The organism is Streptomyces hamibioticus, from assembly GCF_047946815.1.
GTDB lineage: Bacteria > Actinomycetota > Actinomycetes > Streptomycetales > Streptomycetaceae > Streptomyces.
The window spans coordinates 264,892-281,955 of sequence record NZ_JBKKQY010000001.1 but is presented as its reverse complement, the minus strand read 5'-3'; the positions used below and the strand labels follow the sequence as shown (position 1 = coordinate 281,955).

Sequence of the window (17,064 nt, the reverse complement as noted above, 5' to 3'; positions counted from 1 at the left end):
AGACGGTCTGACCGTGCAACCAACGGAGGCGGGCGAAGCCCTGCTCCCCGATCTGTTCGCCGAGCTGGCCTCGGCGAGCCCGCCCGGGACCGTCCCGCTCACACCTCCGGTCGAGCCCTGGCAGATCCGGTACGCGGGCCGCTTCCGTCGTTACGGCAGGCCCGCCTTCGGAGTGTGGACGGCCGAGACCGTCGTCTGCCCGGCGTGCGGAAGCAAGACCTGCCCATGGACGGTACCTGCGACCGGCGCCTGATCTCGCTGGGCTGTCGGTGCGGTGTGGCGCCCCAGGAGCACGGCCTCGCCTTCTCCGAAGTCTGGCTTCTTCTACCAGACACGCCTGAAACGGCGACCCGCGAAGTCTCGGGCCCCACGAGCACGGCTTGGACGGCGGCACCTGGGCAATCAGGTCAGCACGCGTCGCGGCATCAGGGCACCGAGGCGCAGCACTGGAGGTTGGGAAGCGGCCCGGTAACGGGGCCGGTCACATCAGCCGGCCTGTCGGGTGCCCGCCGGGGTCGTCGGCCAGTACGATCGTGGCTTTGACGCGCTTGCCCACCGGCTCGCGGCGGATCTCGAAGCTGCGGCACACGGCCATGACGATCTCCAGGCCGTGCTTGCCGACCCGGTGCGGATCGGCTTCCTGGGGCACCGGCAGGGCCGGATCGCTGTCCCAGACGCTGATCTCCACGGCGCCGTCGCTGACCTCCAGATCCAGCAGACACGGGCCGGGCGCGTACTTGTGCGCGTTGGTCACCAGCTCGCTGACCACCAGCTCCGCCAGGCCCATCGATCGCTCCGACACGGGGATGCCGTGAAGGGCCTGGACCTCGGTCATGAAACGGCGGGCCGCATCCCGGGCCGCACCGATCCGTTCCCCGCCCTCCAGGGCGACCGCGGACAGCACGCGACGGCTGGTCAGCGACTGATCCTCGTCTTCGTGCACCACAGATCCCATACCGTCCCCCTCGTCCTGAGCAACCTGGCTACCGGCGCACGAATACCCCCGAAGCCCGACCACATGCACCCCTCCCATCACGATGCACAACCGCTCCGTGCGGTGGCGCCGTCAGGCGGGGCACTTCGGCGGGGGAGAGGCCGGGCCGGTCGCGATGCCGGCACGCAGGATGCCGCCACCGGCCGAAGACATCACGGGCGACATCGACGCCGACTTCCACCATCGGCTAGGGCCCACCGACGTGACGCCCAGCCGCTCCCGGCTGCCCCACCCGGGCGCTGAACGACCAGCCCCGTCCACGGATGCCCACGCCGTCCCGCAGCGAGCAGACCGGTCATCCAACGGACGGGCATCACCTCTGCGTCGCCGGGCTCACGGGCTCGTGCACGGTCGACGGTGAAGCGTCCAGGGCCTCGGTGTGACTCGTGGTCACATCTCCCGTGCCGGGTTCAGGTCCATGGTCCGCTGATGGGACAGCAGGCCGCCGACCTGCGCTGCACCGGATATCGGAAGTGTGAGGGCTCAGGCACCGCTGCTGGTGACGAGGCCGGGATCGCACGTCCGCAGCCCTGTGACGTAGTTGCCGTTCGTTCCGTAACCGGCGAAGGTCGCCCGCTCGCCGGGCCGGACGACGCGGCACGGAGCCCACTGGCCGTCCGTGTACTCGACGGTGACGGCGACGGCGTCCCCGCAGCCGTTGAGGACGTGGGTGTAACGCCAGCTCTGGTAGTACTCCACGCACTCTGCCACAGCGGATCCGGTGGCCGCTGCGGCGGACGGGGCGGCGGCCAAGGCCGTCAGGAGACCCGCCGCGGTCGCGGCGGCGAGGGCTACGGGACGCGATATGCGCTTCATGCGGTTTGTCATGCTCCGAATCCTTGAGGCACGTGATGGTCTCGCGCAACTTTCTGCAAAGGATTTCAGACATGTGATCAGCATGTGCCATTGAGAAGCACGTCAACAGCACTTCCAGGGCCTGAAAGCATTTGCACATCGCCCCGTGTCACAGCTGTGAGAGGTGCCTACGTGCCTTTGCCCGCTCCGGCGGCACCGACTGGGGGTCGAGTTCGCCAGAGACCATCGGATCCACAGAGCTGAGATGCGACGGTTGCCGGCAGTCCCTTCGCGACTGACGGCAGCGCGGCGACAGCCTTCACCACGCGGTCCAGGCCGTCGCAGGCAGGCACATCCTCCTCCTCGCCGCATGCTCCGACGTTCTGCAACACGCTTTGAAGGGCGTTGCAGGTGGCCGTGGGCAGGGCATTTCCCGTGTACGGCCGGGGTGTTGAGGGCCGAGCGGGTGCTGCTGGTGGCGGTGTACCACCGCACGAATCTCTCCGTGGCAGTCGTCATCGACGGGTGCTGCGTGCGGACGACATCCTCGGGACGAGCCGGTCGCCCGGGCGCCGGCCCGGCCGCGTCAGGCAGGACCACAATGACGCGGCGTCGGCGTCGGTGACCGCGACGGTCGGAATGCCGTGCCGCTCGGCGGCTGTTGGGGTCGGAGGCACGTGGGCCACGTGGGGCCGACCGGGCCAGGCCCACGGGCTCGCCGAACTCGCCGAGTGCCAGGACCTCGCCGAGCCGGCCGTGCAGGCGCCGGTCGTCCCTCTGGAGGACCGGCGAGCTTCTCCGCCGGGCGCGAGTACGTGGTGGGTCTCCTGGCGAAACATGCGGCCGGCCCGTCAAGCCCTGTGCGATGTGCGGATTTTCCGCTGCAGCACTCGGTCGACGAATGGCATGGAAGGATGTCGTCCGTGACCGGATTGTCTTCCTCGCCTGTTGCCGAGGGCACGCCCCGTAACTACGGCCTGGGTCCGCGTGTTGCTGCCGTTCTCGTGTTCGGTTCATCGGCCGCGGTCCTGGTGGTCGAGATCGTCGCCTTGCGGCTGCTGGCTCCTTACCTGGGCCTCACCCTCGAAACCAGCACGATGGTGATCGGCATCGCCCTCACCGCGATCGCTCTTGGCTCCTGGCTGGGTGGGTGCATGGCCGATCAGGTCGATCCGCGTCGGCTTCTGGGACCTTCGCTGGGAGTGTCGGGAGCGGTCGTGGCGCTCACCCCAGCCGTGCTGCGCAGTACTGCGGAGTGGGCACCCGCAGTGCTCTTGCTGATCGCGTCGATGACGATCCTCGTGCCCGGCGCTCTGCTGTCCGCGGTGACGCCCGTGGTGACCAAGTTGCGCCTCACCAGCCTCGCCGAGACCGGAACGGTCGTCGGCCGGCTGTCCGGCGTCGGAACCGTCGGTGCCATCTTCGGTACCGTCCTGACCGGATTCGTCCTCGTGTCGCGGTTGCCGGTGAGCGGGATCCTGATCGGGCTGGGAGCACTGCTGGTGGTGGGCTCGGCACTGGTTGAATGGCGGATGCGCAAGTGGGGCGGCGTCCCTGCCCTGACGTTGGTGGTCCTCGCCGGTGGCCTCGCCACCGTGGTCGCACCGGGTGGCTGCGACGTCGAAACCAGGTACCACTGTGCACGGGTCGTCGCCGACCCCGACCGGGACAGCGGCCGCACACTCGTCCTGGACGGCCTCCGGCATTCCTACGTCGACATCGACGACCCGACGTTCCTGAAGTTCACGTACGTGCGTGCCATCGCCTCCGTGGTCGATGCCGCCTTCCCCGAAGGTCAGCCACTCGCTGCCCACCATCTGGGCGGCGGCGGGCTCACCTTTCCCCGTCACCTCGCGGCCACGCGCCCCGGAACGCGAAGTCTCGTCTCGGAGATCGACAGTGGCGTCGTGCGCATCGACCGCGACCGACTCGGTCTGAGGCCGGAGGAGGGTGTCGACGTACGCGTCGAGGACGGCCGCCTGGGCCTGCGGAGACTGGACACCGGCAGCCGTGACCTCGTCGTCGGCGACGCCTTCGGCGGCGTCAGCGTCCCGTGGCACCTCACGACGACCGAAGCGATGACCGAAGTGCGGCGGGTGCTCGACGAGGACGGCCTGTACGCCGCCAACCTCATCGATCACGGTGATCTGGCCTTCGCGCGTGCCGAAGCGGCCACGCTGAACGAGGTGTTCCGGAACGTTGCCCTGCTCGGCGCACCCACCGACATCGGCCTCGCCGAGCCTGCCGCCCCCGTGGGGGGCAACCTGGTGGTGGTCGCCTCGGACCGGCCGGTCGACCCGCGCGCGATCCAGGAAGCGCTGGACGCCCGGAAGACCGGCTGGAAGATCGCCACCGGCGACGACCTCATGTCCTGGATCGACGGCGCCCGCCCGCTCACCGACGATTACGCGCCCGTCGACCAGCTCCTGCAGCCCTACGGTTCGCAGGGCGAGCGGTGACACTCCCGTCGCCGGGGGACGTCGCTGCCCGAGCCGGGGCCGAAGCTGGTGACGGTCGGGCCGCGGGTAACGCCTCGGCAGGCCCCGGGCGGGATCCTGCTCTCTGACGGCCACCAGCGCGGCGAGCTGAAAAGGCAGGGGAAACCGTCAGGCCGAGCAGCCACGCGTAGCGGCTTGTGGCCACGCCAGGACGTGCCGGCGGGGAATCGACAGTCCTCAAAGGAGTCTCGGACACCGCACTGGTCGCGAGAACCTGGTCGCGGATGCTGCCAGCACCGACGACTTCTGTCGGCACCTCACACAACGGCTGGCAGACCACGGCAACGGGGCCCACTGCCGAGAGCCAGGTCAAACTGCGCCTCCTCGAAGTGGGCCTTCCGGAGAAGGAGGCCTTGCCGAACCGGGCGCCGCGGGAGAACGACGCTCCGATCTGCGCCGCGCCCCGCCGAGGTCCTGGTCGACGGCGACAGCAGCAGGCTGATCCGGCGCCGTGACCCGTGCACCGACCTCGTCGCGGCCGAACCGGACCTGCCGGGCGCCGGGTTCTGACCCTCGGCACGCCACCGGAGCCTCCCTCGGGCGGTAAATGATCAGATCGCGGGCACATGCCCGTCAGTGCTGTTCGTCGCGATGCCCGAGGGGGAATGAGTCGGTGGCCGTGCCCGAACGCCGCAGGCGTGCCCCGTACCGTGAGCGCCGGTTCGATCTGCGGGCGACCGCCGTGTTCTTCGGCCTGAGCGCCCTGATGCTGGTGATCCTGGGGCTGCTCGCCCGCGCCGCCGTGGACGTGGCCGAGCGGCGGCCCGTCTGGGTGGTGATCCTGTCGCTCGGCGCTCTCGCGCTCCTCCTGGCCTGGCGGCGCAACCGGGCCCGGGTCACCGTGTCCCGACTCGCCCGCCGTACCACCGAGGCCCTGGAGGAGGGAACGGCCGCCGCGCTGGACGTCCTGGAGGAGACGGACGCGACCGACGACACGAGCCGCGCCCTGGTCCCACCGCAGCGGAGCGGACCGGCCGTCGAGACGACCGCGGTTCTGGACTACGCCGCCCTCAGCGCCGACGCCTTCGAGCAGGCCATAGCCGACCTGTGCGTACGGGACGGCTGCTCGCAGGTGGAGGTCGTGGGCGGGGCGGGAGACCTGGGCGCGGACGTGCTGGCGCTGGCGCCCGACGGCCGGCGCCTGGTCATCCAGTGCAAGCGCTACGACGACGAGAACAAGGTCGGCTCGCAGGAACTGCAGCGCTTCGGCGGCACCTGCTACACCGTGCACGAGGCCGACCTCGCCGCCGTCGTCACCACCAGCGACTTCACGGCCCCGGCCGAGGAATACGCCGAGCAGTGCGGGATCGTGTGCGTCAACCACCGTTTCCTCAGCGCCTGGCGCGACGGGCTGCTCGCGGGGCCCTGGGCGGTGGAGCCGGGCGACACCACCCGGCAGACGCTGTGAGCGGCCTCGAGGCCGAGGGCACGGGACCGTTCCCAGGGCGATCTCCATACCGATTCCCGTGAACGAGTGAGTCGTGGGCGACCGCGATCCCGTGGACGTCCGGTCCGACGGCCGCGTGACGTTGATGGGCGATGCCGCCCACGCCACGCTCCAGTACGCCGCGCAGAGGGCGTGCCAGGCGCTGGAAGACGCCGTCGTCCTCGGGGATGTGCTCGCGGGCGCCACCGACGATGTCCCGCAGCGCCCGGAAGAATGCAGCGCCGCACGGTGCGAGCGGGCGGCACGCATCCAACTGCTCGCCCGGCAGATGGGCGAGCGGCTCTACCGTCTTCCGGCGAGGAAGCCGTGGCGCGCAATGCGATGCTGCGCTCGCTCAGCGAGGACGACCTCTACGAGCGCGTGGCCTGGTTGCACGGCGCCCGGAACTCTGTCCTGTCCGGCACCCGTTGGGGGCGGCCCTTTGCGGGACTACAGCCCAGCCCTGGCAGGGTGCACTAGCCAGGTGCGCCCAGGTGCAAGGCGGAGGGAAGCCGATGCGGCGGGGTCCCCCCGCTCGAGCGGGGGGAGTCGGCGAGTGACGACAATGCGGCAGATGTGCGGGCCGGAACCCCGCGTCTGCGGCATGACCCAAACGACAGGCTTAGGTGGCGCACGACTCGTCCAGGTACGTTCGGGCCAGTGTGGCGGCGCGTGTGAGCCAGTCGGTGATGACGGCGGCCTCCTCCGGCGTGTACCGCGAGAAGAGCTCCAGGAGCATCGCGTAGTAGGGGCCGTAGACGGCTTGCACTCGGTCGGCGGCGGCCGGGACGGGGACGACGCGCAGGCGCCGCCGGTCCGCGGGGTCGGGTTCACGGGTGACGAACCCGCCGCGCTCGAGGCGGTTGAGGATACCGGTCACGGCGCCGGTGGTGACGTGAGCGCGGGCGGCGAGGGCGCCGGCAGTCACCGCGGCATCCGGGGACGCCAGGACGTGGGCGAAGCAGATGAGGTCCGTGGTGTTCAGCCCGAGCTTCCGGGCGAACTCCTGGTGTCCGAGGATGCTCGTCGCGATGAGATCGTCCAGCGCATTGATGGCCTCCGAGGAGACGGCCGGGCGCGGCTTGCCCTCCATTGCATTTCCCTTAGCGCCTAAGATAAATTCCTTACTTACTAAGGCATCATACGTCGAGCACTGCCGACGGGCCATGACGTTCGGGGGCCCGGCCAGGCGGCCGTGGAGGGGATCAGACGCGTGAGCGGGCGCATGCACGACGAAGGACACACCGCGGCGGGGTGGACGGGCTTCTTCCTCGCGACGGCAGGGGCCGCAGTGACCGGCGTGGGCATCTGCGGTTGCGCCCGGGGATCTGGCTGGGCCTCGGCATCATGGCGGGGGCCGCACTGGTCACCTGGTTCCTGCACCTCGCCGGTTGGGGCAAGCCGCCGGGGGCGCGGCCGGCCGACCTGCGGGGGATGTGGGTGCGGGACCTCTCCGCACGCCAAGGGCATGCGCAGTGCCTCGGATGCCGGCTGGCCGGCCGCAGGGGAGCTCCGGTCAGCACCGTCGAGGCGCCCGGGTTCGACGTGACCCGCGAAGCGGCCGCCGTGGCCGACGTCTTGTCCTGACACCTCGTTCGGATTGTGTGAAAGGAGTGCCCGGCCGTCACCGACAGCGCCGCGCCCCGGGACGGCGTCCAGGGCCGGCGCGATGACGGCGAAGGCCCGGTCATTCAGTGCGGCGGGAACTTCGCCACCGTCGCCGTCGCTCCATCGCTGCAACAGGGTGTGAAAGGCCGTCAGCGCCATGCCTGCGGCCAGCTGCGCCCGTGGGCCTCCGACCCGAAGGCTTGCAGCCGACTGTGGCAGATGTCGGAGCGGCTCACCGGCGGCACGTCAAGACCGCGTACGCAGCTGGGCCGTCCGTCGAAGCCGGAGGCTGCCCGAGGGCCTTGCCGACGTCCCGGCATCGCCTGAACCCACCGCATCACGGCCGGTCGGGCGATAGAGTCGAAAGGTGCGTTGATCTTCCGGGTGGCAGCTGCGTTCAGCCGCACACGGTGCAAGGTGCCTCATAACGGGAGCGCCCCAGCAGGCATACCCGTCGAAACCTCACCGGAGTTCCACTCCATGGCTGCTCAGCGACCCCTCACCTACGACGCCTTTGTCGAACTCGCTTCCGCCGATCCAGCCGTCGTCGGCCTCGTCCTCAAAGGGTCCCAAGCCCACGACGGCATGGTGACCCCGTACTCCGACCACGACCTGTACGTGGTCGTCGCCGACGACGCCCGCACCGATCTCACCCGGTTCGCGGGTCACCGTAGCGCCGATCTCGACCTTGTCATCGTCACTCTCACCGAATTCCGTGGAACCGGGATGCCCGGTTGGGAACGCTACGCCCTCGCCCGTGCCCAGATCGTGTTCGACCGGCTCGGCGGAGGCATCGCCCGGATCCTCGCCGACAAGGCCCGCCTGGGTCCCGATGAGGCATTCCAGGACGCCAGTGGCTGGCTCGATGCCTATGTCAACTCGCTCTATCGCTCCGTCAAGAACCACCGGGACGGCCGGCAGTCCCAGGCCGCGCTGGCCGAGAAGGACATCCTGCCCAACAACACCAAGCAGCTGGAGCCGCTGAAGGCCAAGCCCGAGAGCCTCTCGCTGCTCGACTCGATGCCGCCGACAGCATCCGGTTCCTGCTGGAACTGCTCTTCACTCTCGACCGACGCCCCTGCAACAAGTACCTGGAGTGGGAACTCGCCCGGCACCCGCTGCCGGGCTGGGACACCGACGTACTGCTCCGTGCCGTGGACCGCATCGCGGCCACGGGCGACGTATCCCACCAACGACACGTCTTCACCCTGGTCGAGACGGCGGCCCGAGAAGCCGGACACGGTGCAGTGCTGGATGCATGGGGCGACGACCTTGGGCTGCGCCCGGGGCAGTTCACCGAGTCGATCAGCGCGCTGCGGCGCGAGGGCGCCGATCTGGCACGGTCACCCGCCCTGCGCCTCGAGCCGGTTCACTCACGCAGGACTCGACGACCTGGAGCACTTACCGTGTCGGATCGATATGGACTACAGTGCAGCCGCTGAACAAAAATGATCTCGGTAACTGAGCCGCACCGAGGGGCAATTATGAAAACGAAGAACCGCCATACGTGACCCTTTGGGTGACCGGAGACCTTCCTGAAGGCCAGACAGTGAGGATGCGGATCGCCGCAGTCAAGGGAGGCACCTCTTACTGCTCTTCGTTCTACAACGGTCACGCGTAAGTAGCCGTGTCTGGCCGGTCTTGAGAGGCCGTGCCGAACGGGAATCCCGATCGGGTGGAGCATTTCCCCGAAGGCTGAGCGCTGCCCTGTGCGGGTGCATTCGCCCTGTCCGGGCTCGTGATTGCACCTATATGGACAAGGATCCGTACTGGCTGGACACGCGGTCGGATGACGGCGGCACCTGCACGTACGGCATCGGCGGCGGTCAGCCGGTGATCTGCAAGTTGACCGCGAAGCAACACCCCTGGTTGCATTGGCATCGGCCCCACCCTGCGATCAGAAGCGTTCGACGCAGGCGCGGATCAGTGCCGGGCGGCCGTGATGCCCGCCGTGACCGCGGGGAAACGCGACTCGCAGGACGAGAGGGCCGGTCCGCCATTCACGAGGTTCCCCCAGCGCGGGTCGCCCTGCGGCGCCGCCGACTGGCGCTGTGCACAACCGGTGGCAGCCATCTGTCGGGTCACCCCCTGCCTGCCTGACGAAGCATCTGTGTCTACCGGGTGACCGGCAGATCCTGTGAAGGGACATCCGTTGAGAAGTCGACGGTGTTGGTGGTGGCGGGCTGGAGGATGCTGGCAGAATCGGTCCCGTTACACGAAATGAGGCCGCCGGTCGCGCTGTCACCGTGGCCCGAGGGCGAGGGAGCCGGCATGGAACAGGTTTCGGATGTGGAGATTCCACTGGACCGTGATGTGTTCCTGCGGACTTTGGTGCGTGAGTTGGCGACGTCGCTGGAGTCGGTGATCGGTCTGGAGGAGGCGTCCGGCTACATCAGCCTCGTGGGGCAGGCCGTCGGCACGCAGATCGACGAGATGTACCTCAGGGCGCTGGGAGCCGACCGGCTGGCAGGTGAGCAGGTCGCCGAGGCGCTCGTGGACCTCAAGCGCCGCATCGACGGTGACTTCTACGTCATCGAGCATGACGAGAAGAAGATCGTACTGGGCAACCGGGTCTGCCCGTTCGCCGAGAAGGTGGTGGGCCGGGAGTCGATGTGCATGATGACGTCCAACGTCTTCGGCACCATCGCCGCCCGCAACCTGGGCTATGCGCGGGTGGAGCTGGAGGAGACCATCGCGCGCGGCGACGCGGGCTGCCGCGTGGTGGTGCACCTCGTCCCCGACGTGGATGTCGAGGCGGAGAGCGGCCGCGAGTACTTCGGCGACCCGGCTGTGGCTCCATGACCCTTGGCCTCTTCCGGGCCATCACCAGACCGCTGCCCCATCCGGTGCTGCTCTGCGGGGCCGACGGCCGCGTACTGGCCGCCAACCCGGCGGCCGGCCGCTGCGACGACCGGCTGCGCCCGGGCGCCAGCGTGTTCGATCTACGGCCTGACGACACACCGTGGCTGCGCCGGCAGCTGGCCGTGTGGCTGCGCAGCGGCAGCCCCGTGCCCGGCGCGCTGGTCATCAAGGACGCCGACGGCCGCATGCGGCGCTTCCGCTGTCACGGGGCGCGGGCCACCTGGTGGGACGGCCCGCAGCCGGCCCTGCAGCTGCATCTTGTCGAGGCCGGGATGTCCGACCGGTTCGTCGTGCTCAGCCAGCAGGTGGAGGCGCTGAACCGGGAAGTTGCCTTCCGCCGCGCCACCGAAGTGGACCGGGTGCGGCTGCTCACCGCTGAACAGGCCGCCCGTGCCCAGTTGCAGCACTTGTACGACCTGACCGCTGCTCTGGCCGGTGCGATCACGCTCGCGGAGGTTTCCCGAGTCGTCAGCGAGGTGGCACCGGCCGCCCTGGGGGCCACCTCGGCGGAGCTCTACCTGCACTCGGCGCGGCTCGTGCCTCCCCTGCAGCCGGAGGAGAGCGGTCTTCCGGCATACGCGGGGGGCTGGACCGACCTGGACCGGCCGTCTTCCTCGGACGGCTCGCTTCCCGGTGAAGCCGCGGACGCGGTTCCGCTGGCGCTGGCGGCGGACGGCGTCCAGCTGGGCATGCTGATCGTGTACGGCTCACACAGCTCCACCACTCCCGAGCATGTGACGGCTGTGGCCCAGCAGATCGCCCAGGCCCTGCGCCGGGCGGGGCTGCACGAGCACGAGCACCGGGTCGCCGAACGCCTGCAGCTCAGCCTGCTGCCCCAGCTGCCGCACCTCCCCGGTCTGGAGACGGCCACCTGCTACGCCCCGGGCAGTGACTTGCTCTCGGTCGGCGGCGACTGGTACGACGTCTACGACGTGGACGCCGATCACATCGGCCTGAGCATCGGCGACGTCGCCGGCCACGGACTGCACGAAGCGACCGTCATGGCACAGATCACCGCCGCGCTGCGCAACATCGTGCCGCGCTGCGGCACCGACCCCGCCGCTGTCCTGGACGAACTCAACACCTTCGTGGGCCGCTACCATCCGCACCGCATGGCCACCGCCTGCTACCTGGTCTTCGACCGCCGGACTCGAGCCCTGACCTACGCCAGCGCCGGCCATCTGCCGCCGCTGCTCATCCACGCCGACGGCACCAGCGCCTACCTCGACCACGCGACCTCCCCACCTCTCGGACCCGTCCGGAACGTCTGCTATCGACAGGCCGACACCACCGTGACCGAGAACGACACCTTGCTGCTGTACACCGACGGGCTGATCGAGCGCCGTCGCGAGGACCTCGCCATAGGGATGGAACGGCTGACCGCGTGCGCCCGCACCACCAGCGGCCTGGCCATCGCCGAGCTGTGCGACCGGTTCCTGCACCACCAGCCCGAGGCGGCGTTCCCCGACGACCGGGCCCTGCTCGCCGTCCGCTTCCTCCCACCGGCCTGACCTGCCCTCCACCCAGCCCAGGCCGCACGAGCACCGAGGCGGCGGTGGGTTCTTGCCCTCGGCAGGCCGGACGCCTGGCAGGACAGTTTCGCCCACGACCAGGAGACCCTTCGGTGCGTGCGCGTGCGCGTGCGCGCACGCGCTGCCGGTGACCGCGCCGGTGATCCCCTTTGCCGCCGTGCGGGTCGACTGGTGGAGTGTCGGTACCTGCCTTCCGGTTCCTTGATCATCACGCCCTCGACGACGGCCGTACCCCAGGCGGGATCCAGCCAGCTGAGAGCGGTGTCCTTGGTGTCGGTCTGCGGGCACAGCGCGTCCAAGACCGCCTCGACGCCGAGGGCTGCGGTGGCCCGGGAAAGCTGCGGGAACGCCGGCCCAGAGCGGTACCACGCCTGGGCCGGCGGTACGGCTCGGGCCGGGCGAAGACCCCTGTCCGGTAGCCGTCCACCCTCTGTTCGAACAGCGCTCGCGGCGCTCCCGGGTGGGGGAGCGCGGTGACGGAGCGGGCCGCTATGCGCCGTACAGCCTGGACGCCCGTCAGCCGGGACCAGCCCCGTCTGCCGTCACTGAGCGCCAGCTGCCGACCAGGTCGTCGAGGTGGCCGACGGCGTCACCGCCGAGGCATTTCCGAGGGTCTGGTCGGCCGTCGCGAAGCGGTGCCCCGTCGGCTTCAGCACTTCGTAGAGGTCGCCTCGAACTCCCACAAGTCGGCCAGGAGCTCGTCCCGTTCCGCCGTCTGCGTGTGCAGGTCGCAGTCGTCGTAGGCGGAGACGGGGACGAGCAGCCAGATCGTGCCGTCGAATATGCCGTCGCCGTACGTCTCGACGAGTTGCTTGTAGTCGGCGGGCAGGGCCGCACCGAGGGCACGCTCGGCCTCCGGCCAGTCCACAGCGGGCGGCGGATCGGCGGGCGGCGGGCAGAGGCGGACGAGGGCATCGAGGGCGATCACGGAACCGACGCTACGGGAAGCCCCGGCCGGTGCCGTTGGCGGATCGGCAGGCGAAGGCCCGGGACCGGCCCCCGTCCCGCGGGCGCTCGGTCCCGATGCCGTCCGCCGTCCGTCCGCAGCCCGGGCGACGGACGCCTGACGGCCACCACAACTCCGCCGCCACTCGCTCCTGACCGGAATTCACCCCGTTCCTTGGGGGTGACCCAAGGGAGTCCGTCGGTGTCCCCGGAAGAACAGGATCACGCCGACATAGCAGGTGGATCGGCAGACGAGAGCGCACACGTCGAGCACTGAAAGATCAATTCCTTCCGGGGTGTCAAGAGAAAAGCGCCCGAACGCGCCTTTCCAACGGTGACCGGTTGACGTCCTATTCAGCAGAGTTCCCTTCTGCTTCAGTGGGACGCGTTGTGTGTCGCACCTATGGAGGAGGCCACATGGCCGAAGTCAAGAAGGTCGTCCGCCCCGCGGTCACCGCGTCGTCCCGTCCCTGTGCGTTCGTCTCGCCGGACAAGGGCAACGCCCCGACCATCACACCCGCCCGCAAGCAGGCGGAGGCCGTGTCGGCCCCCGCTGAGCAGCAGAAAGAGCGTGCATCGGCCTAACGGCTGAGGTCCCCGGGGCCCGCCCGCAGGCCGGGCCCCGGTCTGTTCCGCGGGCCGGTCCGAGGGCCGCGACAGGTCCGTGTCCAACGGTTTTGCACCGGGGTTCTTTTCATCGACACCGTGTCCACGCCGCGCGCCGTCGCGTGCCCAGGAGCGCGCCGTACGTCCGCATCAAAAGCCGTGAGACGCAGGGAGAAAAATCAGCCATGCAGAATTCCGTCTACCAGTCCTCGCGTTACGTCCGAACCCTGCGTGCCGCAGGCGACCGTGATTTCACGTCATTCGGGGGCCAGCTCGGTTCCTACGAGGGCGACGACCGGACCATGGCCTTTCATTCACTCTTCGGGAATGCGCGGCTGATCGACCGGGATGTCGTCGAACTCCTCAAGGAGGCCTCCCAGGGCATCGGCTGGGACCGCCTGCGGGAGCGGATCGACGAGGACTCGCTGCGCGACCTCGTCGAGGCCCGGTTCCTCGTCGAGGCCGGGCACGACGAGGTCAAGGAGATCGACAGCCTGCTGGAGAGCCGGCAGAACGCGCTCAGCAGCGGCGTGTTCCACTCCTCCATCCAGCTTGTGCTCACCAACGCCTGCAACTTCTCCTGTCAGGGCTGTTTCGCGTACAACTTCGACGGCGGCGTCGAGGAGCGCAACACCTCCGGCGAGTCGGTGAAACCCGGTCCGGTCCTGGTCGAACTGCGTCGCTCCCGCGAGGCCGTCGACCCGATCCGCCCGGACTCGGGCCCCACCCTCGCCAAGGGCGACTGGAACCACGGCCTGGACGAGAGCCGTAACCCGTCGATGCACATGTCGCGCGAAGTCGCCGAAAAGACCATCAAGGAGGCCGTCGAACTGCGCAAAGCCAACGGCGGCGGCCATCTGACGGTGTCGTTCTTCGGCGGCGAGCCCACCCTGGCGCGCGGCACCATCCTGCACGTGCTGCGCACCTTCGGCGACAGCTACGACGGGGTCACCCTCTCCTACGACCTCACCAGCAACGGCTCCCGCATCGATGACGAACTGCTGGCCGCGCTCGCCAGGCACCGCGTCGACACCACCGTGTCCATCGACTACCTGGTCCCGGAGACCGGCGAGTTCCGCGGCGGGCAGCAGCAGCGCACCCCGTGGGCCGTGGTCCGCAGGGCGATCCTCGACATGAAGGCCGCGGGCGTCCCGGTCAGCATCACCACGGTGCTCTCCCAGTACACCTGGGACAAGTGGGGCACCCCGCTCATCGACTTCGTCGCCGAGGCCGGCCTGGACACCCTGGACGTCATCGTGTCGTTCCAGGCCCGGGAGTTCTTCGAAAAGCACAGCCCGCACGACGTGGCGCAGCGGCTGCTGGCCGCCGTCGACTACGGGCGCGAGCGCGGCGTGCAGCTCAGCGGCTACTGGTACCAGACCTTCCAGATGATCATCGACGAGGCCAAGTGGGCCGAGCAGGCCGACTACAAGACCTGTCCGGCGGTCGGCCGCCAGCTGTCCATCGAGCCCAACGGCAGCGTCTTCGCCTGCAAGGCCACCGCCCGCAAGCTGGGCAGCATCGACGACTGGCGCGGCATCTTCTCCTCGCCCGCCTACCAGGACTACGGCATGCGGGCCTACACCAACGGCCCCGGCTGCCAGGGCTGCGAACTCCAGGGCACCTGCTCGGGCGGCTCCGCCGGGGCACTGGAGGAGGAGAACGGCTCGATCCAGGTGATGTCGCCCGGCTACTGCGCCTACATGCGCGAGGTGGTCCAGGGTCTCCTGGAGCGCCATCACGCACAGAGCCTCGCCACCCTGTCCTGACTCCGGCCCCTCGACGATTTCGCACCGGCCCGCCCCGCGAGACGCGGGCCATCGAGCCACGGCCCGGACCCGCCGCGCCGGCCCGCCCGGACCCAGGAAGGGTGACTGATTCCATGGCAACGATCGGCATGCACTTCGGCCATGACGCGGGCGCCGCGCTCACCGACCCGGCCGGCTACCGCGTCATCGAGGCCGAGCGCCGCCTGGGGCTGCGCCATGTGTGCGGCGGCAACGGCGGCTTCCCGCAGGCCGCCGCCAAGTGGCTGGCGGAGCTGCGGGAGCGGGCGGCGGGCCCGGTGACCGGGATCGCCGTGGCCGACTGGTACACGCCGATGTGCCAGGTGCTGCCCCCGGCGCTGGTCGAGCTCGTCAACGAGGACGCCCGATGGGCGGCCACCGGCGGCACGGGCCTCGCCGACGCGGTGACCCGGGTCATCAAACCCTTGGACTGGCCACTGGCCGCGGGCTTCGGCGACATCACCCTGACCGCGGTGCGCCACCACTACGCGCACGCCGCCCTCGCGTACTACACCTCCGGCGCCCGCAAGGCCCTGGTGCTGGCCCTGGACGGTACGGGCAACTACGCCGAGTGCGGCATGGTGTGCCTCGGCGACGGCGACCAGCTCACTCCGGTGATGTCCTTCACCAACCGCACCGGACCCCGCTTCGGCCTGATCTACGAGGCACTCGCCCGGCGCGTCCACGGCAGCCAGTTCGACACCGGCAAGCTGCTCGGGCTGGCGGCCACGGGAGAGAGCGCCCCCTCGCTGCTGCCCGTGCTGCGCGCCATGCTCGTCCCGCAGTCGACCCGGCGCGCCTCGCCGGATCTGTACGAACAGCTCGACGAGGGCCGGCTGGCCGGCACCGCGCTGCGCTACGCCGACACCTGGTGGGAGTACGACCCGTACAGCGGCGGATATCTGGACGCGGGCCTGGCCGACTCCTCGGACGACGACGTCGTGCACTCCTTCGGCTCCGTCTTCCCCGACGAGATCCGCACCGCCGACGGCCGTACCACCCAGGTCGGGACCTCCCCCGACGAGCGCGTATGCCGGGACCTCGCGGCCACCTTGCAGTCCTCCGTGGAGCAGGACCTGACACGGCTGGTCACCGGCATCAGCCGGCGCTTCCCCAGCTACGCCACCCTCTGCTACGCGGGCGGTTGCGCGCTCAACATCAGTGCCAACAGCCGCCTCGCCGAGTGCGGCCAGTTCACCAGGGTGTCTGTCCCCACCTGCTGCGACGACTCGGGGATCGCGCTGGGCGCCGCCCTGGCCGTCGCCGATCCGGCCGACCGCCCGGCTCTGCCGGGCCGCTCGGGATGGGCGTCGCTGGCCTACGCCGGACCACCGCTGGCGGGCTTGGACACGGTGGACCGCGGCACCACCCCACCGCTCGATGGCCTGACCGGGCGACTGGGCGGCCTGGGGCTGTCCCTGCGCCGCCCGGCCGACGACGAGGAGTTCCTCCACACCGTCGCCGGCCTGCTCGCCGACCGGCGGTGCGTGGCCTGGCTGGAGGGCGGCCTGGAGACCGGACCGCGGGCACTGGGCCATCGTTCGCTGCTCGTCTCGGCCCACTGGAGCGGCGCCCGCCGGTACGTCTCCCAAACCATCAAGCACCGGGAGTGGTTCCGGCCGGTCGCACCGATCTGCCCGGAGGAGGTGGCCGGCCAGTACTTCACCGGGCCCCTGGACCACACCGAGACCATGCTGTTCGCGGTGCGGGTGCGGCCCGACCGGGCCCGGCAGCTCGCCGAGGCACGGCACATCGACGGCACGGCCCGCCTGCAGACCGTACGGGCCGACACCCAGCCCCTGCTCCACCGGCTCTGCCACGCGGTCGCCGCCCGCACCCGGTTGCCCGTGCTCATCAACACCAGCGCCAACGGGGGCGGGCGCCCCATCCTCAACCACATGGACGACGCACTGGAGTTGCTCACCCAGACCGAGCTGGACGCCGTGGCGTTGCCCGAACACCGCCTGATCATCGAGTGACCCCGGCCGCCGTCCACCGCCCCAACCCGCTC

Annotated in this window: 12 protein-coding genes and 2 pseudogenes; 10 read left to right on the top strand and 4 right to left on the bottom strand. The window is 70.0% G+C overall.

The window, feature by feature from the left end:
* Positions 1-13: 13 nt before the first annotated feature.
* Positions 14-253 carry a hypothetical protein gene (locus tag ACLGIH_RS01220; RefSeq protein ID WP_416523318.1) on the top strand — a complete coding sequence of 80 codons (240 nt, stop codon included), beginning with the start codon at positions 14-16 and terminating at the stop codon, positions 251-253.
* A gap of 228 nt (positions 254-481) precedes the next feature.
* Here the strand turns inward: ACLGIH_RS01220 and ACLGIH_RS01215 are convergent, their stop codons facing one another.
* Both ACLGIH_RS01215 and ACLGIH_RS01210 read right to left on the bottom strand, forming a co-directional pair.
* Entirely contained in the window at positions 482-955 is a 474-nt protein-coding gene (locus tag ACLGIH_RS01215) for an ATP-binding protein (protein ID WP_416523317.1), read from the bottom strand.
* A gap of 522 nt (positions 956-1,477) precedes the next feature.
* Complete coding sequence (locus ACLGIH_RS01210) at positions 1,478-1,822, bottom strand: alpha-amylase (RefSeq protein WP_416523316.1); 345 nt, start codon at positions 1,820-1,822, stop codon at positions 1,478-1,480.
* An 881-nt stretch (positions 1,823-2,703) separates the two neighbouring features.
* Here ACLGIH_RS01210 and ACLGIH_RS01205 point away from each other — a divergent pair.
* Both ACLGIH_RS01205 and ACLGIH_RS01200 read left to right on the top strand, forming a co-directional pair.
* Entirely contained in the window at positions 2,704-4,248 is a 1,545-nt protein-coding gene (locus tag ACLGIH_RS01205; RefSeq protein WP_416523315.1) for a fused MFS/spermidine synthase, read from the top strand.
* A 652-nt stretch (positions 4,249-4,900) separates the two neighbouring features.
* Positions 4,901-5,695, top strand: a complete 795-nt coding sequence (locus ACLGIH_RS01200; RefSeq protein WP_416523314.1) for a restriction endonuclease — start codon at positions 4,901-4,903, stop codon at positions 5,693-5,695.
* Positions 5,696-6,335: 640 nt separating this feature from the next.
* Here the strand turns inward: ACLGIH_RS01200 and ACLGIH_RS01195 are convergent.
* Positions 6,336-6,806, bottom strand: coding sequence for a MarR family winged helix-turn-helix transcriptional regulator (locus ACLGIH_RS01195; RefSeq protein ID WP_416523313.1), 471 nt, complete (start codon positions 6,804-6,806; stop codon positions 6,336-6,338).
* Between the two features lie 132 nt (positions 6,807-6,938).
* On the opposite strand from ACLGIH_RS01195, the pseudogene ACLGIH_RS01190 reads away from it, so the two are divergent.
* The 4 genes and pseudogenes from ACLGIH_RS01190 to ACLGIH_RS01175 all read left to right on the top strand — a co-directional run bounded on the left by ACLGIH_RS01190 (position 6,939) and on the right by ACLGIH_RS01175 (position 11,694).
* Positions 6,939-7,300: pseudogene (locus ACLGIH_RS01190) on the top strand (HGxxPAAW family protein).
* 501 nt (positions 7,301-7,801) lie between these two features.
* Positions 7,802-8,601, top strand: a pseudogene (locus ACLGIH_RS01185) (hypothetical protein); the annotation flags it as partial.
* Positions 8,602-9,592: 991 nt separating this feature from the next.
* Positions 9,593-10,123, top strand: a complete 531-nt coding sequence (locus ACLGIH_RS01180) for a methanogen output domain 1-containing protein (protein ID WP_416523312.1) — start codon at positions 9,593-9,595, stop codon at positions 10,121-10,123.
* Positions 10,120-11,694, top strand: a complete 1,575-nt coding sequence (locus ACLGIH_RS01175; protein WP_416523311.1) for a SpoIIE family protein phosphatase — start codon at positions 10,120-10,122, stop codon at positions 11,692-11,694. Before ACLGIH_RS01180 ends, ACLGIH_RS01175 begins: the two co-directional genes overlap by 4 nt.
* Positions 11,695-12,364: 670 nt before the next feature.
* On the opposite strand, the gene ACLGIH_RS01170 is transcribed toward ACLGIH_RS01175, so the two are convergent.
* Positions 12,365-12,643 carry an SMI1/KNR4 family protein gene (locus ACLGIH_RS01170; RefSeq protein ID WP_416523310.1) on the bottom strand — a complete coding sequence of 93 codons (279 nt, stop codon included), beginning with the start codon at positions 12,641-12,643 and terminating at the stop codon, positions 12,365-12,367.
* Positions 12,644-13,077: 434 nt separating this feature from the next.
* On the opposite strand from ACLGIH_RS01170, the gene ACLGIH_RS01165 reads away from it, so the two are divergent.
* The 3 genes from ACLGIH_RS01165 (at position 13,078) to ACLGIH_RS01155 (ending at position 17,032) form a co-directional block, all read left to right on the top strand.
* Positions 13,078-13,245: a hypothetical protein gene (locus ACLGIH_RS01165; protein WP_416523309.1), complete on the top strand. Its 168-nt coding sequence runs from the start codon at positions 13,078-13,080 to the stop codon at positions 13,243-13,245.
* Positions 13,246-13,451: 206 nt separating this feature from the next.
* Positions 13,452-15,035: a radical SAM protein gene (locus ACLGIH_RS01160; protein WP_416523308.1), complete on the top strand. Its 1,584-nt coding sequence runs from the start codon at positions 13,452-13,454 to the stop codon at positions 15,033-15,035.
* Between the two features lie 113 nt (positions 15,036-15,148).
* Positions 15,149-17,032, top strand: coding sequence for a carbamoyltransferase C-terminal domain-containing protein (locus ACLGIH_RS01155; RefSeq protein ID WP_416523307.1), 1,884 nt, complete (start codon positions 15,149-15,151; stop codon positions 17,030-17,032).
* Positions 17,033-17,064 lie beyond the last annotated feature (32 nt).